A 24,463-nucleotide genomic window follows, 5' to 3' on the forward strand; every position below is an offset into this window, starting at 1 on the left:
TCGGAGCAATTTGCGTGCCGGATTGGCGCTCCGTTTGTGTTACATCGTTTGCCTGCTAACCGGTGGCCGGCCTTGGCGGCCTTTCGGTCGGGCTTGCGACATTCTTGTCCAGTTTCGGACATAAGAAGGTTGCCGATAGACACGCTCGGGGGGACCAAATGAACCTCAAGCATGTAAACGTCGCACCCGAGCCGAATTCTATCCTCATCGAATCCGGACCAGAGCGCTTGCTGAAGAGCGCGCAATCATGGTCGTTGCGACGGGCGTGCCTTCACGATAGCCGTACCTGCGCACGCAAGAACATGCTAGCGGCAGACGCTATGCAATCGCTGCTGTGCCCGCCGGTGTGCGGTAGTGCGGCTCGGTCTGTCCGGTTCGGCTCTCCCGAGCCAGCGCTGAATATGCGAACCTACAGCACCTTTGTTCAGTGTGGTGACAAGCGGTTATAGCGCGCGCCCGGACTTGGCGAAGACGGAGTCCTCCCGAAGCTAAAACGGGTCGCTCAAAAGCACTTCATTTGAAATGGCATGCCGCTTGCTCCTCGTGGTTTAGAGCCCATCAAAGCACGAAGAAAGCAACTACCGAACCATGGCCGATACGCGAAGCTCCATACGATCGCCCGAGGCGACGGTGCCCATTCCCGCTGAAGATCGGGACATCGTCTGCTTCAGAGATCCGTGCTTGATAGCTGCTTTGAGCATGGCTGGTCCGATGCCGACACGCCAACATGTGGCACTCGCGCAATTGCCGTTTACCGGCTCTGATCAGCATGTGAGCGCCCAAGAGCCCCATCAAAGGGTCGCCCAAGCCAAGGTCAGCGCGTCACTGGCAAGTCTCGACGATACGCTGAACCAGTTCAGTGACGCGGGTCTCTTGTGTGAAAACACATTTGCGGCTTCACACGCTTATTTCGATACTGGCTGCTTCCGGGTGCTATCACTTTTTCCAGGGCACGAGCAGCGGGTGATCGATGCCGCTTCCGGCGCCATAGCCGTAGAAAGATTGCCCAAGCCGCTCGGAGGCTTCCAGCTCACTCATATCGATGGCGTTCGGGCAACGAAGACCAGGAGCCAGGACGTTCTCATACATCCGGATGGAAAAAGGAGGTTGAGAGCCGCGAGGACCTCATCTCATGCCTGGCACGCGGGCCGTAGCTCGCTATTGCGCCAGCCCCAGCTGAAATCCAGTGCGCCAGTTTTTTCTAGAGGAGCAAGTTGATGACCGTTCAAAAGAAGGTTCCCTTCGTTACCTTTCTCACGCGTGTTCGCGACGAGTCAGTCCAGGGGCCAAATCCATATCGCTGGGAAGAAAGAACATCCGACGACTACTTTGCCGGCAAGCGCGTCATACTGTTCTCGCTGCCTGGCGCCTTCACCCCGACCTGCTCGACCTACCAACTGCCCAATTTCGAAGAGCTCTATGACGAGTTTGAGAAGCAGGGAATTGACGCGATCTACTGCGTCTCCGTCAACGATGCCTTCGTCATGAATGCGTGGGGGAAGTCCTTGGCTCTGCAGAAGGTCGAGCTCATCCCGGATGGGTCAGGCGAGTTCACGCGCAAAATGGGCATGCTGGTCGCCAAGGACAATCTCGGCTTCGGTATGCGCTCCTGGCGCTACGCCGCCCTGATCAACAATGGTGTGGTGGAGCGGTGGTTCGAGGAGGAAGGTTTTTCCGACAACTGCGAGACCGACCCCTATGGCGTCTCATCCCCGCAGAACGTTCTTGAAACGCTGAAGGCCGCCGCTTGACCTAGTTCCCATTACGCACGGCCAAGAGCCTCCTCGACAGGATTATCGAGCTCACCATGCAATCATCAGCAAGCCTGCTTCAGCGCCAGAAGCAATCTATGGTCGCCTCGCCTCAACTCATTGAGTCGATACGCTTGCTGCAACTGGCGCATGCCGAACTGCATCAGTTCGTGGAGCAGGAACTCGAGAAGAATCCGCTTTTGGAGCCTGCTTCAAACGATGGCGAGGCTTTTGGCGACGTTTTGCCGAATTCGGGGGAGGATCAGTACATCGGCGCACGCGAAAACGACGTTGCCAGGCCGACCATGGCCGGATCCCCCGAACGGCTCGGGGAAAGAAAATCACTTCGTAACACAGCCAACAACCCGCCGGGCAATCGCCCTGCCTTCGACGAGTTTGTCGCCCTCACCGAAACATTGCACGACCATGTCGCTCGCCAGATCGCCCTCACTGCGCTCACACCACAGGAGCGGCTGATTGCTGGCCAGCTTGCCGCTCATCTGGAAGACACTGGCTATCTTCGGGCAAACCTTTTGGAGCTGGCAGAGAGCCTAAACATCCGGGAGGCTGATGTGGAACGGGTTCTCGGAACCCTGCAGCACTTTGATCCACCGGGAATCTTCGCGCGGACGCTCAGCGAATGCCTTGAGATCCAGTTGCGCCAGCGAGACCGGTTCGACCCGGCGATGGCAACTTTGGTTGCCAATCTTGAAATGCTTGCGCGACGCGATTTTCAGCCATTAAAGCAGCGTTGCGGTGTCGATGAAGAAGACCTTCTCGACATGTTGCAGGAAATCCGTGCGCTCGATCCCAAGCCTGGAAACCGATTCCAATCCGGAGCGTCGGAATCAATCATACCCGACGTCTGGGTCATGCCCTCGCCCGGCGGCGGATGGCAAATCGAACTTGATCCGGACACGCTACCCAAGCTGCTGATCAACCAAACCTACTTCGCCGAAGTCTCGCGCCACACGGTCCAGAATTCGAAAGATCAGGCATTTCTCAACGAATGCTTGCAAAACGCGAACTGGCTAATCCGCAGCCTCGATCAGCGCGCCAAGACGATCCTCAAGGTTGCGACTGAAATCGTGCGCCAGCAGGAGGCATTTTTGGAACATGGCGTCGCCCACCTGAGGCCTCTCAATCTCAGGACTGTCGCTGACGCGATCAACGTGCACGAGTCGACGGTAAGCCGGGTGACGTCGAACAAGTACATGCTTACCCCACGCGGGGTGTTCGAACTGAAGTATTTTTTCACTGTCGCGATCGCCTCCTGCGAAGGCGGTGACGCGCACTCCGCCGAAGCTGTCCGCCATCGGATCAAGGCGATAGTCGCCGAAGAATCGCTTGATGACGTGCTTTCCGACGATGACATTGCTGTCCGGCTCAAGGAAACCGGTATCGATGTTGCTCGCCGCACCGTTACAAAATATCGCGAGGCGATGAACATCCCCTCCTCCATACAGCGGCGCCGGGAAAAGCGCTTATGGCTCAACGGCGATGAAGGCCTGAAGGCCTCGTAACGCTGACGAAAGCGGCCCTTAATCCAACGCGATCCCGTTCTTGGTCTGCGTGAGGCGACTTTCGCCTTCCTCCGGGCCGAAGCAGCTTTCGAAATCATTGCATGCCCGGCAACTGGGCGCGGTGCACAGCGAAAAACCTTCAGCCTCGCAGAGCTTGCGGTAAAAGTACTTCTTCCATTTCATGTTTTGGGTGTTGCCGGCCGCCAGCGTCGGAAAATGCGTGGCAAGCAGGCGGCTGAGCTCGGTGCGATTGAAAAGGCCAAGGTCCTGCCAGAGATGGTCATCGCGCATGGCACGCCGCGCGATGATCTTGGCGAAGCGGGCGCTCGTCGGGTCACCCGGCCGGGCATGCGCCAGCAGCAGGCCGTGCAGAAGTTCTTCCTCCATCTCTGGCTCGGGGTCGCTCACCTCTTCGAAGGCGAAGGCGTTGACAGCAGCAGCGGGGAAACCGCGGGGCAAGACGTCGCGCAGCTCGGCGCGCGAAAGGCCGGTCGCCTCTGTCGCCGTCGCCTCGCCGGCCTCGACCTCCTCGAGCGCACGCGAAAGCACGCAGGCAAGCACATGCTGGTCGAACCTCCTCTCCAGCTCGATGCGCGGCCATCGGCAGGCGCTGAGCCGGCAATTGTGATTGGCGAATATGGTGGCGTTCTCCTGGTTTGTCTGCCACATCATGCAGCGACCTTGTCGGCCTCAACATGCGTCTGGCAGTTCTTCGGGCAGACGCGGGCGCAGGCCCCGCAGCCAATGCAACGGCCGGCTTGGTCGACGACCATGATCATGCGATTGAGCTCGCCGTCGAAGTCATCGTCCTCGCCGTCGCAGGCGCCGAGGATTTCACCCGCGTCATCGATGCCGTAAAGATGCATGACCTCGCGCGAGCAGACCTTGAGGCAGCGGCCGCAGCCGATGCGGGTCGTGCCGTCTATAGCGGTGAGACACTCCGGTATCCATCTGGAGCCGTCGCGGGTGATGAAACCGCTCATCGGGAATTCTCCAACGCAGCGAGCTTTCTTGCAGCTGCTGGGCGCACGTCGTGCCGCCGCCATGCTGAAGCCGCGTCGTCACTGTGCGTGCGGCACGGTGAACGCTGTGTTCCGGCCGGAGGCCGTAGCAACGGCGATGGAAGCCGAGGCAAGGCATTCGTTTGACAGACCTTCGACATAGGTCCCCTGAACCTGTCGCTGCGAGCGACCTCGGCTCCGTCCCTGCTGTTGACCGCGCGCTTCTGCCTTTCGAAACGACCAGCCAGCCGAGGTGAGAGTTCAAGCCGTTGCGGATTTCAAACCCTCGCATGAGCGAGCGACTTGTTGACCGCCGGGATGATCTTGTCTCCCCAGAGCTCGATCTGGCGCAGCATCGTCTTTTGGTCGAAATCCCCCAATTGGGTCTGAATTGCGATCTGGTCCGGTTTCAAGATATCCACCTCTTCCAATAGGCGATCAATCACGCGATTCACGCCGCCGATCGGCAGGTTCGCGCGCATGGTCTCGAATGACAGATCCTGCTGCGTCGGCGTTTCCTGCAGCAGATAGCCGTCCAGGCTCTGCTGGCGGCGCTGATGCAGTGCTTCAGACAGCCGGCGCTGGAAGCGGGCATTGTCGAGATAGCTGTTGATCTCTGCCTCGTCGTCGCTGGCATAGCAGCAGCGCAGCAGCGATATCTTGGCGTCCGTCACATTCTTACCTGCGGAAGCCGCCGCCCTCTTGATGGATTCGCGCAGCGTGCTCAAAGTCTCCAAGCCGTCGTGGAATGCTGTGACAAAGAAATTGTGTCCCTCACGATAGGCCCGTCGCATGCGCGCCGACCCGCCGGCGATCCAGATCGGCGGTGTCGGCTTCTGGACGGTGCGCACCGAAATCGCCGTCGGGGGTATGTTCTCATACTGGCCGTCGTGCTCGAAGATGTCTTGGTTGAGGCCTTTCAGAAGGATGTCCAGGTATTCCGAGAAGACGGCCGGCGCCTCATCGACATTTACACCGAAGCGCTCGAACTCGAATTGCTGGTATCCCAAGCCGACGCCGAGCTCGAGACGGCCGTTCGCAACGATGTCGGCGAAGCCGATCTCGGAAAGCAGGCGCTGCGGTTGATATAGCGGCAGCACACAGACGGCGGTGCCAAGACGAATGGTGCTCGTCACGCCGGCGCAGTGCGCCACCATCATCAAGGGCGAGGGAATCAGGCTGTAATTGTTGAAGTGGTGCTCCGCGAACCACGCGGTATCGAAGCCAGCCTGCTCGGACACAACAGCCTGTTCAATGGAGTTGCGGATGACGCTATCGGACGATTGATGATAGCCGCGCTGGGCGGCCAGGATGAAGGTCGCGAATTCCATGGTGCTTCCTTGTTTACAGAGGGAGTTTGCCGGTCAGGGGGCAGCGCCCGGCATGCGCACAGAAGGCATTGGCCGCAGCGTCGATCCAGCCCTTGGCGGCGGCGTAGTCTTGCGGCAAACCGCTCGCCATTCGGCGGTTGCAGGCCCGCCCCGAGCGGTTGGAACCGCTTCGACCGCGATGAGGACGTTTTCGTCATGGCCGAAGATGACATGCTCGATTGCAGGAAGCGTTGCGGGCGCGCGCGCAGCCGAAGCCTGAAGCCCTGGACGTCCTCGGCTTCGATGAGCCGCAGCCCGTCGGCTGGCGATTGGTCGATAATCAACCCACGGCCTCCGCAAAACATTCGTCATAGAGTTCACAGGCGTTTCCCGCATCACCGAACGAGGTCCAGCCGCCGTCCACGTAGAGGATCGAGCCGTTGATGTATGAGGCGTCAGACGAAGCAAGGAAGAACGCTGCATCTGCGACGTCTTCTGGCCGTCCCGTCGTGCTCGTAGGGATGCGTCGTCCGATTGCTGTCGAGTCGATGCGGCCGGCTTTCGCCAACTGAGCAAGTGCAGGCGTGCGGATGTAGCCGGGAGCGACGGTGGCTGTTCGAATCCCCACCGGTCCGAGTTCGGCGGCCATGCATCGGGTCAGAATGTCCATCCCCGCCTTGGAGGCGCCGTAGGCATGGCGCGGCGCGAACGGCAGAAAGCTGTTGATCGATCCGAGGTTGAGGATCACGCCGCCAGGGCCCATCGCCTTGATCGCCTCGCGCGCACAGGTGAAGGCTCCGGTGAGATTGACCTCCAGAACGTGTTCGATCTGTTCCGGTGCTTGTTCGATCCCCGAGGCACCGTTGACAAGGACATCGATGCGCCCGAAACGTCCCCGCAGCTCCTCGAACAGCGCCACCACCTCGCTCTCAACGGCCACGTCCACGGATTTGGCCGGGGTCCTGCCGTCGAGCAATCCAGCGAGCTCTGCCGCTGCAGCGCCATCTCTATCAGCAATCACGACGGTATCGCCGTTGGCGGCAAAGCGGCGAACGACGGCCGCGCCTATGCCGTTCGCGCCGCCCGTGACGAGCACGATTCGCGCGTTGGTGCGTTCGGCCGGACAAGAGAGTTCGGCTCGGGGCGTCCCATCCACCGGTGGGTGCGCATCCCCCGGCTGGTTGAATGACATCCAGCCGCCGTCGACCGCGAGCACCGATCCTGTGATGTAGCGCGCCTGCGTGCTGGCCAGAAAACGCACGGGGCGGGCGATCTCGTCGGGCCGCGCCAAGCGCCCCATCGGCACACGGCGGCGCACCGCGGCGAGGTCCACTTTGCCCGCGCGTTCCAGTTCTGCGACCATCGGCGTGCGCACGTAGCCCGGCGCTACCGCCGTCACGCGGATGCCACGAGACGCCCACTCGCATGCAAGCGACCTCGTCAACGAGATCAGGCCTGCCTTCGAGGCTGCGTAGGCATTGCGCCTGGGATTGCCGACCATGCCTGCCATGGAAGCGACGTTGACGATGGCACCGCCTCGCCTCATGCGTCTCGCCGCTTCGCGAGCCATGACGAACGGCCCAATTAGGTTTACTGCCAGGCGGCGTCGGAAGGCGTCGACGCCGGTGTCGACAGTCGCAGCCATGGTGGGTCCCACCGCTGCGTTGTTGATGAGGACGCCGATCTCAGCGAACTGTGCTTCGACCCGGCCGTAAAGCGCGAGAATATCCTCCTCTCGCGAGACATCGCACTCGAGGCCGAGATGCGGGTAGCCGAGACCACGAGCCAATTCAACGACGCCGCTGCCCGGAAGGTCCACCGCAACAACAGTGTGTCCGTCCCCGGCAAGAATATCGACCAGGGCTCGGCCGATCCCGCCTGCGGCGCCTGTAATGATGACGATGCGTCCTGCCTGCTTCATGAGCTTCTCCGCGACGAGCCTCAGCGATCTCAGCCCGTCACCCGTTGGGCGGCGGAATGAGGTAAAGCAGCACGCCCGGGTGACAGACAGTTGCGACCCCAGATAGACGTCGTGCGTTTCGGCAGCGGTCCAACTCTCGATTTGGCAGTCGAAGCTGGTGAGGGACCCGCCGAGGACAGGCGCTTACCTTGATGAACGGCTCTGCCGGAATCCCGCAAATCGATGCACACCGGCGTCGTCAGCAGGCTCGTGGCGACAGAGCTGATCGCTGTCACGGTCAAGCCTTCGCGGGCGGAAAGGCAATCCTACCGGCCGCATCTTCACCGGGCAGGCTCTCGCCGGGCGCGCTGTAACATTGCAAAGTTGTCATAGTCTCTTGTCCCCTCGGCCGACGCGGATCTCCCTTCGAAATCTCTGAAGGCATCATGGCGAAAAAGGAATGCGACGCTTCCCGAGCGCGTAGACCGGATCGTGCGGATGAGGTGCTCCAATCGGCTGTCGCGGGCCGAACCGTTCTGCCTCAAGGACCGCTGGTGGGATCTGCTCCTCGAGCCAATCGTAGACCACCGTCCGTTCGGCAATCCGCCATTCCCCTTCCCTCTTCTGAAACAGATCGCAGTAGCGGCCGCAGAGGAGCGTCTGGCGTACTTCTCCGTCTTTGTCAGGTCCGTGTTGCAGCGCGGTGAAATAGCTCTCGACCGCGGCCGTTGCCGAGCTGATGAATTCGATCAGGATGTTCGTGATCTGATGGATGTTGCGAGGCTCGGTCTTGAAGACACCGAGCGCAAACCGGATGAAGCCTTCTGCCGAGCCGCAATAGGGCCCGTGAGTGTCATGCGCATCGGGCCAGTACACGCTGCGCAACGCCGCCGCATCCGCGCGGTCTATCCCCCGGCAGTATCGATAGAGGCAGTCGCGGATCGCCTCACGGTCGAGTAATTCGTTAATTTTTGCCTGGTCCATCGTCTCTGCCGCAAGTTCGCTGATAGGGAAAAGATGTTTCGCAAAGCCCCGCCCGCCGGTCGCGCATCATGGGAGCACCTCGACGCCGCAGATGCCTCCTGCGCAGTTCGACGAGGAGGAGGTGGGACAGAGGCCGCCTGCCGTCTTTCAGTATGCGGCCACAGGGTCGATCCCCATTCAAGCCCGCCAGACTCTGGGTTCAATGGCGTCCGGTACAACCCGCGCAGCGGGTGTAGGGTCGAGTTCTAGCGCACGTTCGGGGCAGGATCGCGCACCGCGTGACGCAAGCAGTTGCTCCCCCTCCGCAACCTCAATGTCACCGGGCAGGATGTAGCCCTCGTCATCAAGCTTGAAGACGTCCGGCGCTTGCGCCGAGCATCGCGCGTGACCCTGGCATTTGGCTTTGTGAACAATAATGCGCATAGCGCTACCTCCAATGTCTGTGCCCCGGCTCGAGACGGGCTTGGTCAGGACCAGTCCAGGATCAGATTTTCGATCCCGAATAGATGGCCGCCGGAGGTAATGGGTGCCGTAGCGTTCTGGATCCGGAAAGCCGGGATGCGCGCCAGCCACTCCTCCAGGCCAATGACAATCTCCCGCCGGGCAAGGTGTGAGCCAAGGCAACGATGGGGACCAAAGCCAAAGGCGGCGTGGCGGTTGTCCTCTCGCGCCAGATCGACCGTGTTGGGGCATTCGAATTCCGCTGGGTCACGATTGGCAATCATCGCGGCGCAGGAAACATAGTCCCCCTTGCGGATCGGCGCGCCTTCGAAGTCTATATCTTTGGTTGCCACTCGGATTATCTGAACGCTTGGATAGGCGCGCAGCAATTCTTCGGCTGCGAGCACGATCCGGTCCGGTTCGCGCCGCAGCAAATCTTGATCTTTGATGTTGCGCGCGAGATAAGCCAAGCCAAAGCCTATAGCTGCCGCGACCGTGTCGAGGCCCGCAATGAACACGAGTACGCCGATACCACGGACTTCCTCCTCGGTCAGCCGGCGGCCCTCGACCTGTGCCTGGACGATGAAAGTCATGAAATCGTCGACCGGTTCCTTGCGGCGCTTGGTTGCAAGTTCGTCGATGAAGGCCACAATCGTCCGGGCCGCCGCCGGTCGCTTCACATTGTCGCCGTGGAGCAGATCTTTCGCCCAGCCGACAAATGTATCGAGTCGGTGATCCGGAAGCCCCAGAAGGCGAAGGAAGATGCTGACCGTGAAAGGAAAGGCAAAATCCTTCATGACGTCGCAGCTTGTGCCCGATGCGGCGATCCTAAGGATCAGCGTGATCGCTCGCTCGCGGACCTTCGGCTCCAATACCACCAACCGCTTTGGCGAAAGCAGCGGATTGAGCAGTGAGCGAAAGACGCCATGGGCCGGTGGATCGAGTTCAAGCGGGATCATCGGCCAGTTTTCGCCCAGCGCGGATGAGAAGATGCTGCGATGGCTGGAAAAGGTTTCGGCGTCCTGCAGCACACGGCGCTGGTCTGCGGCGCGAGTGATGACCCAGGTACCCCGGCCATCGCGCGTGTTGTAGGGCGAATAAAAGATCGGCGGCCCGGCATGGACGCAAGCGACAGCTGCGTGCGGATCTCCGTTGGGCGTCGGCGCCATGCCAGGCGACGTAAACAGACTGAAGTCCCTCACCATTTCGGGCGGGACATGATCTGGAACCGCATTAATCGTCATTTGGTTTCTCCTGAACGTCAGGCGTTCTTGCGCTCGATTGGATCGCACGGCTGGTCACAAGGTCGGTTGCCAGCACGGGACACGTCCCGGATCAGGCGCCGTACAGATTGGTCAATCCGCTGAGCTCCATCACGCACTGCTCGCCACCCTGACAAAACTGTCGGAGCAAGTTGCGTGCCGGTTAGCGCACCGTTTGCGTTGCACCACTTGCCCGGTAACGGTGGCCGAGCCTTGGCGGCCTTTTGGTCGGGCTTGCGACATTCTTGTTCAGCTTCGGACATTTCTCGGTTCTGGTGACCGAGCGTTCCCGCCGAACGTCAGGACATTGTCCCGTCCTCGACGACAGCGTCTCCGACCCAAGGAAACGGCATCGATATTGCACGCCGCACTGTCACAACATGTCGCTGAGCGCCGCCGGGAAAGGCGGCGCTTCTGGCTTTAATGCGGGTCGACCCATCCACCCCCATGTTGCAGCGCATTCAAACTGAAGAGCTTATTCATGGCCGAATCGGCGACAGGCTTCACGGACGCTGCTCTGCACGACCCAGAAAAGCCCGATCAAGGGTCTTGTCCCGCATGGGGTGCGGTCATTTCGCTTGCATTGGGCACCTTCGGACTGGTGACGGCAGAGTTTCTGCCTGCCAGCGTGCTGACGCCACTCGCGCATGATCTCGGTATCACCAAGGGTGCGGCTGGCCAGGCGCTGACAGCGACCGCAATCGCCGGGGCGATCTCGGCGCCGACGATGGCCATCATTACAAGGCGCCTGGACCGCAAGATCGTCATATGGGCGATGACGCTGCTGCAGATCCTGTCCAACGTTCTGGCGGAGGTCGCCTGGTCACTGCCAGTTTTCCTGACGGCACGTGTCGTGCTCGGCATAGCGCTCGGAGGCTTCTGGTCGATTTCGGCAGCGCTGGCGATGCGGCTCGTTCCAAGTCACCTCCTGCCGCGCGCCATGTCGATCATCATCACCGGCGTTTCCGTCGCTATCGTTTGCGCGCCTCCTGTCGGCGCTTATGTCGGAGAGATCTGGGGATGGCGAGCCGCCTTCATGATCGCCGTATTCGTTAATGCCATTACATTGCTGGTCCAACTCATAACCATTCCGACGCTGCCTCCGATTGAAGTGGCTACATTCCGCAGTCTGCTGGATGCGGCCAAGAATCCAACGACCAGGATCGCGTATTTGGTCGTCCTGCTGGTCGCTTCTGGGCACTTCGCCAGCTTCACCTACATCCGTGCCTTTCTCGAGAAGGTTCCCGCGCTCGATATCGAGACGATCTCGCTGGTCTTGCTCGCTTCTGGCATCGGCGGTTTCTTCGGTAATTTGGCCGGCGCATTCCTGGGCAAGCACAGCCTCAAGGCAGTCGCGGCTCTGCCGCCCCTGCTCATAGCGATAGCCGCTGTCTCGCTGCTGACGGTGGGAGCATCGGCCTCGGCCTCGGCTATTGCGGTTGCCGTATGGGGCTTTGCCTTCGGCGCGGTGCCGGTGGGGTTACAGACGTGGATGGTGCTGCGCGCCGCTCCCGAGCAGGCCGAAAGCGCCGGTGCGCTAATGACCGTAACGTTCCAGTTGGCCATCGCAGCCGGCGCGATTTTCGGCGGACTACTGGTGGATAATGCCGGCGTTGCTAGCGTCTTTGCCTACAGCGCGGCTGCCACGTTCCTCGCCGTCCTGACAGTGTTCGTGCTCGGCCCGAAGCGCGAAACCTAGACCGCCTGACAGACGAAGCCCTCAGCGCTGTGCGGCGAGAGATGCAATCGCATCAGCCGCGCGGCGCGATCCTGCGCACGTTTACTTTGGCGGTTGCAGGCTTCGTCTCGCCAATCGCATAGCCGCCTGGATCGCGGCTACTGTCTCTTCCGCGGCTTTCCGATCGGGCATGACCCAGCACCGGCGCCTCGCCGGCCTTTTAGATCGAGACCGGCATCGTATGGAACCCGTCGAAGGAACTGCGGTATTCAACCAGCTTGCCGCGCCACTCCTCGAACACGTTCGAGATCGTACGTTCCGGCTGCTCTACGTAACTATGCGTCTTGGCGTAGGCGATACACTTGTCATGCAGGCAGGCGTTCAGCTTCTCGTGGGTGTTGAAGCGCAGCCACGGCGTGAAGAAGCGCACCAGCCCGACCTTGTTCTCGACCTGACCCTTCTCCCAGCCCGAGGCTGCGTACAGACGAACGGCTGTACCGGGCTGATTGATCGCTCTTACTCACCGTTGAACGCGCGATAGGCGCGGATCACCTGGCTGTCGTCGACTTGGCCGTCGCCGCGGCCGGAAACGGAAAGGAAGAGCTGGTGGGCTAGAGCGGCGAACGGCAGCGCCGCCTTGGTTTCTCGGCCCGCCTCGAGCACGATGCCGAGATCCTTGACGAAAATATCGACTGTGGTGAAGGCCTCCGGGTTGTCCATGATCATGCGCGGCCCGCGATCTTTCAGCATCCAACTCGAGGCTGATGTGCCCGATAGAATGTCGAGCATGCCCGCAGCGTCGACACCCGCCTTCTCAGCGAGCGAAAAGGCCTCGGCCGCTACAGCGGATGTGAACGCCGCAGAGGAGCTGGTTGACGACTGCCCCCTGCCCGGGGCGCTCGCCTATGTGGAAGACCTTGTCACCCCATCCCCTTGAAGATCGGCTGGGCTGGCTCGAAGATGCTCTGCGGCGCAGCCGCCATGATCGTCAGCGTCCCGGCTATTGCCCCAGCAGTGCCGCCCGAGACCGGCGCGTCGATGAATCCTCGCCCGGTCGCGGTAACGCGCGCGGCGATAGATTCGACCGATTTCGGCGGACAGGTCGCCATCAGACAGACGGTCGCGTCAGAAGGCGCTGCCGCAAGCGCTCCATCGGTGAAGAGCACCGTTTGCGCCTGCGTCGCATCGACCACCATAAGCAAGACAAAATTCGCACCCGCGCAGGCTCCGGCAGCCGACGCGGCCGGCGTGCCTCCCGCCGCTTGTAGATCCGCGAGGCTCTTTGCGGCGATATCGAAGCCCTGAACTTCAAAGCTGCGCTTGAGAAGATTTCGGGCCATGGGCCCGCCCATCGAACCGAGTCCGATGAAGGCGATCTTTGTCATGCTGCCATCCTCCTTGGCGGCTAGTCGCAGCGAAGCCACCTTCTAAGATTGTCGTTTGGACAGGGCGCGTCGGACAAGTGCCCTGAGCCGTTGCGTCTTGGCTTCGAAGCCAGCAAATACTCGGAAGACCTCTATGATCACGCGCAAGGGAATGCAGGGATGCTCACCATAGGCGGCTTCGCGGCGCTGGCCGTCAGCGGCGCCGACAGGCGAGCATCCGGGTGATGCCGACCAATGGTCGAAGCTGTCTTCCGGCCGTGCGCCGCCGCCGAGCGTAACGACGGCGAGGCCGATCTCGCGCGTCGAAATCATCGAAGCAAGTTGCGTGCCGACTCGGCGCTCCGTCTGCGTTACACAGCTTGCTCGATAAGCGGTGGCCCGGCCCTAGCGACCTTTTGGCCGGGCTTGCGACATTCTTGTTCAGCTTCGGACACAAGTAGGTTTGCGGTAGAAACCCCCACGGAGGCGGCAGGCGAGATCGCGTTCTTGGCGCGGAACCAATAGCCTTCGCGCTTGGTGCCGCCGCAATTGTCGAAATGGAAAGGGTGCTGTGCGCGATCAAGGTGGGGTCTGGACCGCCCCTTGACCGACTGGAAGACTGTGGCCGCAACGGCTGCTCGAAACCGATGCCTCGCTCGCCGCCGTTAATAAGCACCTATTCAGCATTCCCAGGACAACGTCTGACAACCGACATTTACGGTCGCTTTGTCGGGTCCGCGACGCAGGACTATTCGACCTCCCGCACCTAGTTAAGTCATTGAATAATACAGGGAACGCTCTTTTTGAGCTTCTTAGTGCGATGTCGGCATGATTTTTGAGGCTTCCTCGTCGCGAGGCGTCAGGAGTTGCCGAACCGATATTCTCGTCGTGGTGACAATTCCGTCGTTCCCGGAGCACCGATGCCCCAACGGCCGTGGACAGCTATCTCGCCGAAGTCGCCACCCGGCCTACCGGATCAGTGACGCCGAGCCGGAGGCGGGGTGGCGGCGGGCTGATAGGAGCGGGTCTTGAGTCACCCTGCCTGCCGTTTCCCTGGGCGGCTATAGCGGAGCATATGCGTGAAGATTACGTGCGATATATTGGACACTCGTCTCAGTACACCGGCCGTTATCAATGCGACTCTGGATAAACTTAGCAATAAATTCGCCGATAGGCGCGCAAAACACTTGGGATATCCGTACAATCTCGACTTTGATGCTTGGCCAATCTCTCAGTTCGGAAAGTTTTTTATCAATAACTTGGGAGACCCTTATGTCGGTTCACACTATGCGACTGAGGTCTGTGGCGTAGAGCGCGAGGTGGTCGACTGGTTCGCTCGGGTCTGGGAATGTGCCGATCCAGAAGAATACTGGGGAGCTGTGGGTGCGAGCGGAACTGAGGGCAATCTGTGGGCCCTATATCTTGCGCGAGAGACTCTTGGTAATCCGGTTCTGATACACTCCACAGAGGCGCATTATTCGGTTCCAAAGGCGGCGAAAATCCTCCGGGTCGAGGCTTTGACGTGCGAGGCCGACCATACCGGCGCCATCTGTCCGGATGCTTTGCGGGAGGTTGTCCAGGCAAATCGCCATCGCTGCGTCATTCTCGCATTGACCTGTGGAACGACCATGAAAGGGGCGCACGATGATATCGCGTCCTGCATCAGCGTTCTGGACCAAGTCGGGATCGATCCCAGTCGGCGCTTCGTCCACGTCGATGGCGCCCTGAATGCAATGGTCCTTCCCTTCGTCGATGGCTTACCGAGTGGTATCCGTCCCTCCTTCCGGCACGGCATCGATAGTATGTCAACCTCGGGTCACAAGATGATCGGCACGCCGATGCCCTGCGGCGTCCTCGTAGTCCGACGCGAACATGTCCGTCGAGTGGCCTCCACCGTGAGCTACTTGCGCTCTGATGATACTACCTTGATGGGATCGCGAAACGGCCACGCCGTTCTCGCGATATGGAACCGGCTGACGCGCCTCGGTATCGCCGGTTTCCGTCATTTTGCCCGAACCTGCATCGAGCGTGCGGATGGCTTTGCGGGAGCACTACGCTCAGCCAGTGTACCGGTATTGCTCAATCCGTGCTCCTTGACGGTTGTGTTTCCGAAACCGTCCGAGAGGCTCGTTAACGAATACCAGCTCGCATGTCATGGCAACTGTGCTCATGCGATTGTCATGCCAAACGTCAAAGCTGATCTCATTGACCGCTTCGTCGGCGACTATACCGCCGAGTGGCCCTGCAATTCTCGGCAAAAGGTGTTTTCATGAACGCTCATGTACAGCCCCAGTATCACGGCATCGAAGCACCAAGGCGCTACATCCACTACCGCTTCGATCGATCCATTACTCACGAGATCAAGGCACTTGAGACTGACAATTGGCATGGGCCTCTTTACATCATAAAGGACTATGCGGTGATCGCCGCCTTCGCGTGGCTGGTCATCGGAGCAAGCTGGTGGTTCTATCCCCTGGCTGTGATAGTCATCGGAGCGCGTCAGCGAGGCATCTCCACCATTTTGCACGATTGTGCGCACGGTGTGCTGACAAAGAATCGTGGGCTGAACTTCCTGCTCGGCACGCTGCTGACGGCTTGGCCCCTGTTTCAACGCCACTTCGCCTACAAGGAGTCCCACGTCCACAGCCATCACCCCTACCTCGGGAGAGCAGATGCCGATCCTGACCTCGGGTTTTTCATCGCGGAAGGTGTCTTCACACCCCAAACGGACCGCTCCTTCGTTTGGAAGATCATCATCTTGCCGCTGCTTGGATCGAAAACCTACGCATATCTGAAGTATCTGCTCCGCAACAGATACCGGATGATCCTAGACACCCTCTCTCGCAAGGAGAGCTCAACGCGGGTGAAACGCGAAGAGACATGGCGTTACGTGTTCGATTGCTGGGGCTTTTACGCGTTCTGGGCTTGTGTCGTAACGCTAGCTCTGGCCTACGGCTCCTTCCAGGAGCTTGTCCTTCTCTGGGTTGTTCCGTACCTCACCTCGTTTCACATCATCGGCTGGTTCATCGAGATGTCTGAGCATTGCAGCTCCATTGACCGCCGAACCGTGGATCTGGAAATGACCCGGAATCGCCGCAGCCGTCATATCGAGAAGTGGCTGACCGCGATCAACGGCGACAACTATCATCTCGATCATCATCTCGATCCAGCGACCCCGCTCTGGCGCTTGCCCGAAGCACATGCGATCCGCATGAGGGACCCCGTCTATGCGGCGCACTGTTCCGAAGCGGGCGGGATCTTCCAGTCTGGCCCAAATGGCGAGCCTTCGATCCTGAAGCTGATCCGCGATCAGAACCGGAAGCGCTTCGCCGCAAGCGTGGGATTGCGGGCCTGAACGCTACCATCGAGAAGAATGTGTCTCCGGAGCACTCGAAGTTGACCAAAATCCAAAAAGATGGCCCTGCAACACGATTGGAGCCAACGCCGGCCCTTCATGCGGAAACGACAGTTCTGCATGGGGGCTATCGCTGTGATCCGGCGACCCTGGCGACGACTGTCCCGATCTATCTCTCGAACGCCTATGCGTTCGAATCCATTGACCACGCATCGGACGTCTTCGATCTCCGCCGGCAGGGGCGCACCTATTCGCGGTTGATGAACCCGACGACGGATATATTCGAACAACGTGTCGCGGCTCTCGAGGGTGGCGTCGCCGCCTTGGCAACCTCCTCGGGACAGGCCGCGATAATGCTTGCGATCCTGAACATTGCCGTTACCGGGGACAATATCGTGAGCTCCGCGCACCTGTATGGCGGGACAATCAATCTGCTCGCCAGCACGTTTCAGCGGCTTGGGATTGAAACGCGCTTCGTCGATCCGAGCGATCCCGAGCGCTTCCGCGAAGCCTCGGACCACCGCACGCGCTGTTGGTTTGCGGAAGGGCTTCCCAATCCGAAGCTCAGCCCCTTCCCGATCGTCGAAGTGGGGGCGATCGCGCATGAAGTCGGGATTCCGCTGATCATCGACAACACGATGACCCCCCTCATTTCATGCCCTCTTAAGCTTGGCGCACATCTAACCGTGCAGTCCACTTCCAAATATATTTGCGGCCACGGCACCACGATTGGCGGCATTGTCGTCGACGGCGGCACCTTCGACTGGGCTGCTTATTCCGAGCGCTTTCCGTTGATGACGCGTCCTGATGTCTCCCATGGCAACATCCTCTGGCTCGATGCGGCGCGCGGTCTGCCAGGCCCCTATGGGGCCAGCCCGTTTCTGCTCAAGATGCGCAACACGCTCATGCGCGACTTTGGACCCTGCCCGTCGCCGTTCGCATCTTTTCTCTGCATCCAAGGCTTGGAAACGCTACCTCTGCGAATGCCACGACATTGCTCCAATGCCCGGCAGCTCGCCGACTATCTCAAGGCGCATCCTGGTGTTGTCGACGTGACCTATCCGCCTTTTGGCGGAACGGCTGAACGGCAGCGCGCCGTGCAGAACATGGGCGATCATGGCGGCCCCATGATCGTGTTCGAGATCGCTGGAGGCATCGAGGCCGGGGGCCGTTTTATCGAGCGCTTGCGACTCGCCTACCACGTCTCAAATATTGGCGACGCGAGAACGCTCGCCACACATCCAGCCTCGACAACACATGCTTCGGTCCCGCGCGAGGCGCGCCTTGCTGCCGGGGTTCGCGATGGAACAATCCGGATCTCCGTCGGACTTGAGCATATTGACGATATCATCGCCGATCTCCGGCAAGCCCTTGAGGGCGCCTGATTGTGGTCGCGATGGTAGACAGCAGTCCGGCGATCGTTGGTGTCGTTTCCAACCGCCAGACAGTGGACGGCGTCGGCTATGAGACCGTGCGCGTCCGTTATCTCGAAGCCCTGCGTTCGACCGCGCGTGTTTTACCGCTCGTAATCCCAGGGGGACTTGAGCAAGAGAATTTGCGAGCCTGCCTTTCGGTCCTCAATGGGGTGCTGCTGACCGGGGCGGAGTCGAATGTCTCGCCCTCACTTTATGGGGGGCCAGAAGCTTGTCCAGAGACGCTCGATCTCGACCGGGACCGGACAAGCATTGCTGCGATCAAGATTGCTCTATCGTCGGGCATTCCGCTGTTAGGGATCTGCCGTGGGTTGCAGGAACTCAATGTTGCGCTTGGTGGCACCCTCTCAAGTGACCTTTCGGAAGGTGAAGGTCTGATCACCCATGTGGAAAACCTTGCAATCCCGCGCGACCTTCAATACGCCCGCTCGCATGCAGTCCTAGCCGAAGGCCACGGTTACATCGCCCAGTGCATCCGTCACTCGCAACAGAATCCAGTCCTGGTCAACACCCTGCATCGGCAGGGGATCGCGCGTTTGGCTGATGGCCTTGAGGTTGATGCGCGATGCGTGGACGGCGTCATCGAAGCCGTATCCGTAAAGGACGCGGCGACGTTTGCCGCCGCCGTGCAATGGCATCCTGAATGGTTTCACAAAGAGGATCCACTCAGCGTCGAGATCTTCCGTGCATTCGGCGAAGCCTGCCGCTTGCACATGATAGGAACAAAGTTACAGCCATGAAGAATGCTTATCTGTCGTCGATCCTTGGAGCCGGTTTCGCCCTCCTCGCAGCTCTGTCCAATGGAACCGTCGGGGTGCTTTCACGGTCCGCCTTTAATGAAGGGCTCGACCCCACTGCGGTCGCATTCTGGCGTTGCGGCATTGCGCTTTCGCTACTCTCGATCGTCATCCTTTTGAGGTCTGGGGGCTTGGTTCGACTCCTCGCCGCTTTCACCGGATCATGGAAGATCGCCGTCTGCTCTACGCTTGGCATCTTCACGCTTTATCATTTCGAAACCCAAGCTTTCGCCTACGCGCCGCTCCCACTTGTTGCCATCCTTGTTTTTACTGGCGGCCTTGGTGCAATCGCGCTCGACATCCTCATACTTAAGGAAAGGGTGACCACGCGAAAGGCGTTCGCCATGACCATGGTTGTCCTTGGAGGCTACTTCCTGATCGCCGGCGACGGCATGATGGCTGGAAGCATTATCGGCGTCAGCCTCGCCCTTATTGCAGGGCTAGGCTACGCCAGCTTTATTTTCGCTTGGAAGTTCTTCAAGCTTCGCTCGTCGCTAGAAACCTTCTGGTGGTTCCTGGCTTATGGCTTTGTCATGCTCGCTGTTCCCTATGCCTGGAGCGGCGCGCCAATCCCGTCAGCGAACACGCTTCCAACCTTGCTATCGCTGGGGATTATCCCGTCGTTCTGCGGTTTCTACTGCACAATCCTCGCCCTTCAGCATATCGAGGCTTACAAGACGCAGGTCATCGAATCGAGCGAGCCGTTCTTTTCCGCCCTCTTCGCAGCGGTGTTCTTCGGCGAATGGCTGACGGGTCCAGGAATGCTCGCGGCATTGGCCATCATTGTCGGTGCGTTGATCACATCCATGCCTGAGCGCGGTGTCATCTCCATCCAAGTACACCCAATTGGCGAAGGGGAGTAGGGCTATTTCCAAAGGCCAATATGCCTATGGACCGCGGGAGTGCTATTGCGTGGACAAATGGTCAAGATCGAGGTCGACACGCCGGAGCAACTGGACAGTGTGTTGGCACCGGCGTCGACGGGGTCTCCTGGACAACCTTTCGATCGAGGAGCTAGTGGGTGGCGATGGTCGGCGGCCGCGCGGTAAACGAGGCGTCCTGGCATGTAACACCCAGGACAGCGCCAGCGATTGCCGCGACCGGGTCGACCTCACCTCGGTCGGATGGATCACGCAAAGGTGCCGATTCTCGCTATCGGGCTGGACACATGCTGGGAGGAGGGTAGTTCGTGTTGGTAGATCATCTGTCGACTTCAAAAGGGAAGTCGCCCCGACAATGCCGAGCCCTCTTAGTTCACTACTTAGCTCAGGCCAGCAGCGCCAGTCCCAAACTCGAACGTTAAGCGGCTACCGCGCTAAATCCTGCTCTCGAAATCACCCATGACCCGACGATACGACATTGAGAAGACGCCCGAAGGCTCGTGGGACATCATCGACGTGTTCACCGGGCAGCCGGTTGTCGAGGTAGGCGTCCCTTTGATCGACATGTCCATCGACGAAGCCGACGATCTAGTCAACCTTCTCAACTACCGCGACAGGGAACAGCGGTCGGACGTTAGAGGGCTTCCACGGCCGCCGCTTTAGTGCGTTTCGGTTGCGGCAGGGCGGCTTTGCGATTCACGGTGCGAGTTGCGGGCTCCCTTTATTGCTGGCGACCCGGGACTAGGTCTTGACCTCCGCCCGGCGCCTCCTGCCGCACCAGGGTGTGACCGGGCATGATCACGAATATCACCAATCCGTGGGCGGATTCTCTCTGCACGGAACCGCAGGGTCCCCTCCGCCCCTTGCCATCGAAGCTGCGAAAACCAGCGGGAGAGGCACGATGACCTCTCCGCTCACCCACATTCCTAAAGGGTCGCGCCGACGTCCCCTGACGATCTGGGACATTGTCGCAGTTCTGCTTGTGCTCGGCGCCCTGGTCCTGCTGGCAGAGGGGAGCCGCGCGCTGGTGCAGCCTCTGCCAGAGCCGGGCTTGGTCCAGATCAGTCTCGACCCGTCCGCCTTGCCGGAATACGCGCTCCGCACCTCGCTGCGCATGCTCGCGGCAATGGGGCTGTCGCTTCTCTTCACTTTCACCTATGCGACATGGGCGGCCAAGAGCCGCCGCGCCGAGCTCGTCCTGGTTCCCTTGCTGGACATCCTCCAGTCGGTGCCGATTCTCGGCTTCATCTCGGTCACCGTTGTTTTCTTCACGTCGCTGACGCCCGGACGCGTTCTGGGCGCAGAGTTCGCCGCCATCTTCGCCATCTTCACCAGCCAGGCCTGGAACATGGCATTCAGCTTCTACCAGTCGCTGCGCACCGTCCCTTCGGAACTCTCCGAAGCCTCGCGGTCCTTCCGCCTCAATCCCTGGATGCGCTTCTGGAAACTTGAGGCGCCATTCGCCATGCCCGCGCTCGTCTGGAACATGATGATGTCGATGTCGGGCGGATGGTTCTTTGTGGTGGCCTCCGAGGCGATCACCGTCGGCGACACAACCGTCACGCTGCCCGGAATCGGCTCCTACATCGCGCTGGCCATCCAGCGGCGGGAGCTCGGTGCCATCGGCTGGGCGATTGGCGCCATGCTCGTGGTAATTCTGATCTACGACCAGCTTCTGTTTCGGCCTCTGGTCGCCTGGTCTGACCGGTTCCGCTTCGAACAGGAGACAGGCGCAGCCGCACCACGCTCCTGGGTCCTGACGACGTTGCGCCGTTCCCGCCTCGTGTCACTCGCGACCGCGCCGCTGGCCGCGTCGTGGCGCTGGACGTACAGGGCTTTTCCAGTATCGATCGGCAGGGCTGGCGCCATCCAGGCGACCGAGGGCACCGCGCGCGTGCTCGACCGCCTGTGGTACGTGGTGATTGTGCTGGTCACGGGTGCGGCCATCTGGAAGATCACCGACTTCATATTGACCGGCGTCACGCTTTCGGAGGTCGCAACCGCTGCCCTCCTGGGCCTTGCGACCATGGTGCGTGTCTTCGTTCTAATCGCCCTTGCCAGTGTCATCTGGGTGCCAATCGGGGTGTGGGTGGGCCTGCGTCCCGAAGCCGCCCGGATTGCCCAGCCGATTGCCCAGTTCATGGCAGCCTTCCCCGCCAATCTGATGTTCCCGCTCGCTGTTGGGGCCATCGTCGCCCTGAACCTCGATCCGGATGTCTGGCTGAGCCCGCTCATGATCCTCGGCACCCAGTGGTATATCCTGTTCAATGTTGTCGCCGGCGCCTCGATGATCCCCAGCGAGCTGCGCGATATCGGCTCCAGCCTACGCATCCGCGGCTGGCTCTGGTGGCGCCGCATCGCACTGCCGGCGGTGTTCCCATTCTACATGACCGGCGCCATTACCGCCTCGGGCGGTTCGTGGAACGCTAGCATCGTCGCCGAGTTCGCGAGCTGGGGCGATACCACGCTCAAGGCGCACGGCCTCGGCGCCTATATCGCCGAGGCGACCGAGGCGGGCGACTTTCATCGCATCGTGCTCGGCATCGCTGTGATGAGCACCTTCGTCGTCGTCATCAACCGTGCGTTCTGGCGTCCGCTCTATCGCTACGCCGCACGCAAGTTCCGGCTGGGTTGAAGGGAGATCGTCATGGACACTGCACCACTGCTCGACATTCAGGCCGTTCGTAAATCTTTCCCCAAGCCTGACGGTGGCGAACTGCTCGTCCTCGAGGGAGTCGACCTGAAGCTTCAGGAAGGCGAAATCGTCGGCCTGCTCGGCCGGTCGGGATCTGGCAAGTCGACGCTGCTCAGACTGATCGCGGGGCTTTCATTTCCCGCAGCCGGCTCGATCAGCTATCTGGGGCAGGCCGTGACCGAACCCCCTTCCGGCATCGCCATGGTCTTTCAGAGTTTCGCGCTGTTCCCCTGGCTGACGGTGCACGAAAATGTCGAAATCGGGCTCGAGGCGCTTGGCCTGCCAAGAGAGGAGATCCATCGCCGATCGCTCGAAGCCATTGACCTGATCGGGCTCGACGGCTTCGAATCAGCTTATCCGCGAGAGTTGTCGGGGGGTATGCGCCAACGCGTCGGTTTCGCCCGCGCGCTCGTCGTTAATCCCAACATCCTCCTCATGGACGAGCCGTTCTCGGCGCTCGACGTGCTGACCGCCGAGACTCTGCGCACCGACTTCCTCGACCTCTGGTCGGAGGGGCAGCTTCCCATCAAGGGCGTGATCCTGGTCACCCACAACATCGAGGAAGCGGTTCTGATGTGCGATCGGATTCTCGTCTTCGGCAGCAATCCGGGACGCATACTCAACGATATCAGGGTCGACCTGCCGCAGCCCCGCGATCGTCTTGATCCTGGTTTTCGCGACCTCGTGGAGCGTATCTATGTCGAGATGACGGCCAAGCCCCCCGCGGAAGGGTCGGGCACGCGAGCCGAGCGGTTTCCGGGGGCCGGCATCGGGACCATCCTGCCGCGGGTGTCATCGAACCTGCTGTCCGGCTTGCTCGAAGCGGTCGCCGGCGCGCCCTACGCCGGGGAGGCCGACCTTCCCGTCATTGCGGCATCGCTGCACATGGAGATCGACGATCTGTTCCCGGTCGCCGAAACGCTTCAGATGCTCCGGTTCGCCGAACTGGTCGGGGGAGACATCCGGCTGATCCCGGAAGGCAAGCGCTTCGCCCAAGCCGACGTCGACGAACGCAAGCAGCTCTTTGCAAAGCACCTGCTGACCTATGTGGCTCTCGCCGCGCACATACGCCGTATCCTGGACGAGAGGCCAACCCACCGGGCGCCCTGGAGCCGGTTCTCGGACGAGCTCGAGGACCACATGTCGCCGGACGCAGCCGAAAAGACGCTGAGGGCTATCATCAGTTGGGGCCGCTATGGGGAAGTGTTTGCCTACAATGACGAAACGCAAAACTTCAATCTGGAAAATCCCTGAGGAGCGGTAATTTCCAGAATAGCGGTGTATTGTGAATTGAGGACGCGGCGATTGGAAGAGACTCAACATTAAAAACTTATTTGGTGACACTGGATTTAATTTAGGCTCCCGTCGATCAAAGTTCCGACCAAGCACCCCCTGCATATCTGGGCTGGGTCGCCTTGACCGGTTTCGTACGGTTTCAATCATCGATTGATGTCTTGTCGCGAGACGCGCAATATCGAATTCCGTTGGCGCCTTTGGGTACGAGGGTAGCATGAGCGTCATCCGTAAAGCCGGCCCAATTTCTACGGCAGAGCAGGTGGTTGCCTTACTTCTCGACAGGGCGGATCATGAGGACATTGTATCGGTCAAAGCTACAATGAAAGAAGCTCGCGATGCTGCACCATATCTGCTGGAAAGCGACGAAGAACCAACCGAGGTTGTCGTGACGGTTGCAACCGTCCGCGGCCTGTTCGTTGCCTTTGACAGCCGAGAGTAGCCTCATGGCTCTCCATTGGTTCAACCCTCCCGTCTACGTTAGGACCCACCGCCCCGGAGTTCGGTTTGGGGTCAGCCACGTCGAGGGTGCCGCCGAGCAGCTCCTAAAGTGGAGCAACAAGGGGCCTAAGTGGGATTACGCGGTGCGCGTTTGTATGGCCGCTCTTGAGGGTGAGATGCCTACGCAAGAAGCCCGTAAGGCATTCAAGGCCGCTGCCAAGGAGGAGAAGATGTTTTTGCCATCTGACTAGCGAGCAACGGTCAGCCGGTCACTGCATGTCCGACACGTAGCCACCGACAAAGAGTGTTGTGGGTCCCCTTATTCGCCTGGAAGGGTTGGCATCACGCGACCCA

22 protein-coding genes and 2 pseudogenes are annotated in these 24,463 nt (G+C 60.3%); 14 read left to right on the forward strand and 10 right to left on the reverse strand.

Annotated features, from left to right (window positions below):
- Positions 1-711 precede the first annotated feature (711 nt).
- From IQ26_RS41545 to rpoN, 3 genes and pseudogenes are all read left to right on the forward strand, one after another.
- Positions 712-906 (forward strand): annotated as a pseudogene (locus IQ26_RS41545) (transcriptional repressor); the annotation flags it as partial.
- A 311-nt stretch (positions 907-1,217) separates the two neighbouring features.
- On the forward strand, positions 1,218-1,751 hold the full coding sequence (locus IQ26_RS23630; RefSeq protein WP_145720730.1) for a peroxiredoxin: 534 nt from the start codon (positions 1,218-1,220) through the stop codon (positions 1,749-1,751).
- A 56-nt stretch (positions 1,752-1,807) separates the two neighbouring features.
- Complete coding sequence (gene rpoN / locus IQ26_RS23635; RefSeq protein WP_145720731.1) at positions 1,808-3,274, forward strand: RNA polymerase factor sigma-54; 1,467 nt, start codon at positions 1,808-1,810, stop codon at positions 3,272-3,274.
- 18 nt (positions 3,275-3,292) lie between these two features.
- Here the strand turns inward: rpoN and IQ26_RS23640 are convergent, their stop codons facing one another.
- The 7 genes from IQ26_RS23640 to IQ26_RS23670 all read right to left on the reverse strand — a co-directional run bounded on the left by IQ26_RS23640 (position 3,293) and on the right by IQ26_RS23670 (position 10,154).
- On the reverse strand, positions 3,293-3,946 hold the full coding sequence (locus IQ26_RS23640) for a nitrogen fixation protein NifQ (RefSeq protein ID WP_145720732.1): 654 nt from the start codon (positions 3,944-3,946) through the stop codon (positions 3,293-3,295).
- Positions 3,943-4,257 (reverse strand): ferredoxin III, nif-specific, encoded by a 315-nt coding sequence (gene fdxB / locus IQ26_RS23645; RefSeq protein WP_145720733.1) that lies wholly within the window; start codon positions 4,255-4,257, stop codon positions 3,943-3,945. The genes IQ26_RS23640 and fdxB overlap by 4 nt, the downstream gene beginning before the upstream one ends.
- A 296-nt stretch (positions 4,258-4,553) precedes the next feature.
- On the reverse strand, positions 4,554-5,606 hold the full coding sequence (locus IQ26_RS23650) for an LLM class flavin-dependent oxidoreductase (RefSeq protein WP_145720734.1): 1,053 nt from the start codon (positions 5,604-5,606) through the stop codon (positions 4,554-4,556).
- Between the two features lie 319 nt (positions 5,607-5,925).
- The gene (locus IQ26_RS23655) at positions 5,926-7,506 is read right to left on the reverse strand and encodes an SDR family oxidoreductase (RefSeq protein ID WP_145720735.1); all 1,581 of its coding nucleotides are present in this window, start codon (positions 7,504-7,506) and stop codon (positions 5,926-5,928) included.
- Between the two features lie 423 nt (positions 7,507-7,929).
- A complete protein-coding gene (locus IQ26_RS23660; protein ID WP_145720736.1) occupies positions 7,930-8,469 on the reverse strand; it encodes a nuclear transport factor 2 family protein in 540 nt (179 codons plus the stop codon).
- A gap of 177 nt (positions 8,470-8,646) precedes the next feature.
- Entirely contained in the window at positions 8,647-8,892 is a 246-nt protein-coding gene (locus tag IQ26_RS23665; RefSeq protein ID WP_145720737.1) for a ferredoxin, read from the reverse strand.
- Between the two features lie 44 nt (positions 8,893-8,936).
- Entirely contained in the window at positions 8,937-10,154 is a 1,218-nt protein-coding gene (locus IQ26_RS23670; RefSeq protein ID WP_145720738.1) for a cytochrome P450, read from the reverse strand.
- Positions 10,155-10,653: 499 nt separating this feature from the next.
- On the opposite strand from IQ26_RS23670, the gene IQ26_RS23675 reads away from it, so the two are divergent.
- On the forward strand, positions 10,654-11,871 hold the full coding sequence (locus tag IQ26_RS23675) for an MFS transporter (RefSeq protein ID WP_145720739.1): 1,218 nt from the start codon (positions 10,654-10,656) through the stop codon (positions 11,869-11,871).
- Between the two features lie 199 nt (positions 11,872-12,070).
- On the opposite strand, the gene IQ26_RS23680 is transcribed toward IQ26_RS23675, so the two are convergent.
- From IQ26_RS23680 to IQ26_RS23690, 3 genes and pseudogenes are all read right to left on the reverse strand, one after another.
- Positions 12,071-12,280, reverse strand: a complete 210-nt coding sequence (locus tag IQ26_RS23680; RefSeq protein ID WP_145720740.1) for a hypothetical protein — start codon at positions 12,278-12,280, stop codon at positions 12,071-12,073.
- Positions 12,281-12,366: 86 nt separating this feature from the next.
- Positions 12,367-13,235: pseudogene (locus IQ26_RS23685) on the reverse strand (NAD(P)-dependent oxidoreductase).
- 42 nt (positions 13,236-13,277) lie between these two features.
- Positions 13,278-13,547 (reverse strand): hypothetical protein, encoded by a 270-nt coding sequence (locus IQ26_RS23690; protein ID WP_145720741.1) that lies wholly within the window; start codon positions 13,545-13,547, stop codon positions 13,278-13,280.
- A 746-nt stretch (positions 13,548-14,293) separates the two neighbouring features.
- On the opposite strand from IQ26_RS23690, the gene IQ26_RS23695 reads away from it, so the two are divergent.
- The 10 genes from IQ26_RS23695 to IQ26_RS23740 all read left to right on the forward strand — a co-directional run bounded on the left by IQ26_RS23695 (position 14,294) and on the right by IQ26_RS23740 (position 24,360).
- The gene (locus tag IQ26_RS23695; RefSeq protein ID WP_240547203.1) at positions 14,294-15,487 is read left to right on the forward strand and encodes a histidine decarboxylase; all 1,194 of its coding nucleotides are present in this window, start codon (positions 14,294-14,296) and stop codon (positions 15,485-15,487) included.
- Entirely contained in the window at positions 15,484-16,569 is a 1,086-nt protein-coding gene (locus tag IQ26_RS23700; protein ID WP_145720743.1) for a fatty acid desaturase family protein, read from the forward strand. The genes IQ26_RS23695 and IQ26_RS23700 overlap by 4 nt, the downstream gene beginning before the upstream one ends.
- A 41-nt stretch (positions 16,570-16,610) precedes the next feature.
- Complete coding sequence (locus IQ26_RS23705; RefSeq protein ID WP_407660275.1) at positions 16,611-17,954, forward strand: O-acetylhomoserine aminocarboxypropyltransferase/cysteine synthase family protein; 1,344 nt, start codon at positions 16,611-16,613, stop codon at positions 17,952-17,954.
- A gap of 11 nt (positions 17,955-17,965) precedes the next feature.
- The gene (locus IQ26_RS23710; RefSeq protein ID WP_145720744.1) at positions 17,966-18,742 is read left to right on the forward strand and encodes a gamma-glutamyl-gamma-aminobutyrate hydrolase family protein; all 777 of its coding nucleotides are present in this window, start codon (positions 17,966-17,968) and stop codon (positions 18,740-18,742) included.
- Entirely contained in the window at positions 18,739-19,662 is a 924-nt protein-coding gene (locus IQ26_RS23715; protein WP_162458055.1) for a DMT family transporter, read from the forward strand. Before IQ26_RS23710 ends, IQ26_RS23715 begins: the two co-directional genes overlap by 4 nt.
- Before the next feature lie 477 nt (positions 19,663-20,139).
- Positions 20,140-20,343 (forward strand): hypothetical protein, encoded by a 204-nt coding sequence (locus IQ26_RS23720; protein WP_145720746.1) that lies wholly within the window; start codon positions 20,140-20,142, stop codon positions 20,341-20,343.
- A 238-nt stretch (positions 20,344-20,581) separates the two neighbouring features.
- Positions 20,582-22,315, forward strand: coding sequence for an ABC transporter permease (locus tag IQ26_RS23725; protein ID WP_145720747.1), 1,734 nt, complete (start codon positions 20,582-20,584; stop codon positions 22,313-22,315).
- Positions 22,316-22,327: 12 nt separating this feature from the next.
- Positions 22,328-23,629 carry an ABC transporter ATP-binding protein gene (locus IQ26_RS23730; RefSeq protein WP_145720748.1) on the forward strand — a complete coding sequence of 434 codons (1,302 nt, stop codon included), beginning with the start codon at positions 22,328-22,330 and terminating at the stop codon, positions 23,627-23,629.
- Between the two features lie 256 nt (positions 23,630-23,885).
- Entirely contained in the window at positions 23,886-24,110 is a 225-nt protein-coding gene (locus tag IQ26_RS23735) for a hypothetical protein (protein ID WP_145720749.1), read from the forward strand.
- A 4-nt stretch (positions 24,111-24,114) separates the two neighbouring features.
- Positions 24,115-24,360 (forward strand): DUF982 domain-containing protein, encoded by a 246-nt coding sequence (locus IQ26_RS23740; RefSeq protein WP_145720750.1) that lies wholly within the window; start codon positions 24,115-24,117, stop codon positions 24,358-24,360.
- Positions 24,361-24,463: the final 103 nt, after the last annotated feature.

The organism is Mesorhizobium tianshanense (genome assembly GCF_007830515.1).
In the GTDB taxonomy this organism is placed as follows: Bacteria; Pseudomonadota; Alphaproteobacteria; order Rhizobiales; family Rhizobiaceae; genus Mesorhizobium; species Mesorhizobium tianshanense.

Excerpts from the sequence above, each read along its gene's own strand:
- IQ26_RS23650 (WP_145720734.1), bottom strand. The coding sequence starts at position 5,606 with ATGGAATTCGCGACCTTCATCCTGGCCGCCCAGCGCGGCTATCATCAA.
- fdxB (WP_145720733.1), bottom strand. The coding sequence starts at position 4,257 with ATGAGCGGTTTCATCACCCGCGACGGCTCCAGATGGATACCGGAGTGT.
- IQ26_RS23730 (WP_145720748.1), top strand. The coding sequence starts at position 22,328 with ATGGACACTGCACCACTGCTCGACATTCAGGCCGTTCGTAAATCTTTC.
- IQ26_RS23670 (WP_145720738.1), bottom strand. The coding sequence starts at position 10,154 with ATGACGATTAATGCGGTTCCAGATCATGTCCCGCCCGAAATGGTGAGG.
- IQ26_RS23710 (WP_145720744.1), top strand. The coding sequence starts at position 17,966 with ATGGTAGACAGCAGTCCGGCGATCGTTGGTGTCGTTTCCAACCGCCAG.
- IQ26_RS23660 (WP_145720736.1), bottom strand. The coding sequence starts at position 8,469 with ATGGACCAGGCAAAAATTAACGAATTACTCGACCGTGAGGCGATCCGC.
- IQ26_RS23690 (WP_145720741.1), bottom strand. The coding sequence starts at position 13,547 with ATGATTTCGACGCGCGAGATCGGCCTCGCCGTCGTTACGCTCGGCGGC.
- IQ26_RS23740 (WP_145720750.1), top strand. The coding sequence starts at position 24,115 with ATGGCTCTCCATTGGTTCAACCCTCCCGTCTACGTTAGGACCCACCGC.
- IQ26_RS23700 (WP_145720743.1), top strand. The coding sequence starts at position 15,484 with ATGAACGCTCATGTACAGCCCCAGTATCACGGCATCGAAGCACCAAGG.
- IQ26_RS23655 (WP_145720735.1), bottom strand. The coding sequence starts at position 7,506 with ATGAAGCAGGCAGGACGCATCGTCATCATTACAGGCGCCGCAGGCGGG.
- IQ26_RS23715 (WP_162458055.1), top strand. The coding sequence starts at position 18,739 with ATGAAGAATGCTTATCTGTCGTCGATCCTTGGAGCCGGTTTCGCCCTC.
- IQ26_RS23720 (WP_145720746.1), top strand. The coding sequence starts at position 20,140 with ATGACCCGACGATACGACATTGAGAAGACGCCCGAAGGCTCGTGGGAC.
- rpoN (WP_145720731.1), top strand. The coding sequence starts at position 1,808 with ATGCAATCATCAGCAAGCCTGCTTCAGCGCCAGAAGCAATCTATGGTC.
- IQ26_RS23640 (WP_145720732.1), bottom strand. The coding sequence starts at position 3,946 with ATGATGTGGCAGACAAACCAGGAGAACGCCACCATATTCGCCAATCAC.
- IQ26_RS23725 (WP_145720747.1), top strand. The coding sequence starts at position 20,582 with ATGACCTCTCCGCTCACCCACATTCCTAAAGGGTCGCGCCGACGTCCC.
- IQ26_RS23665 (WP_145720737.1), bottom strand. The coding sequence starts at position 8,892 with ATGCGCATTATTGTTCACAAAGCCAAATGCCAGGGTCACGCGCGATGC.
- IQ26_RS23735 (WP_145720749.1), top strand. The coding sequence starts at position 23,886 with ATGAGCGTCATCCGTAAAGCCGGCCCAATTTCTACGGCAGAGCAGGTG.
- IQ26_RS23675 (WP_145720739.1), top strand. The coding sequence starts at position 10,654 with ATGGCCGAATCGGCGACAGGCTTCACGGACGCTGCTCTGCACGACCCA.
- IQ26_RS23630 (WP_145720730.1), top strand. The coding sequence starts at position 1,218 with ATGACCGTTCAAAAGAAGGTTCCCTTCGTTACCTTTCTCACGCGTGTT.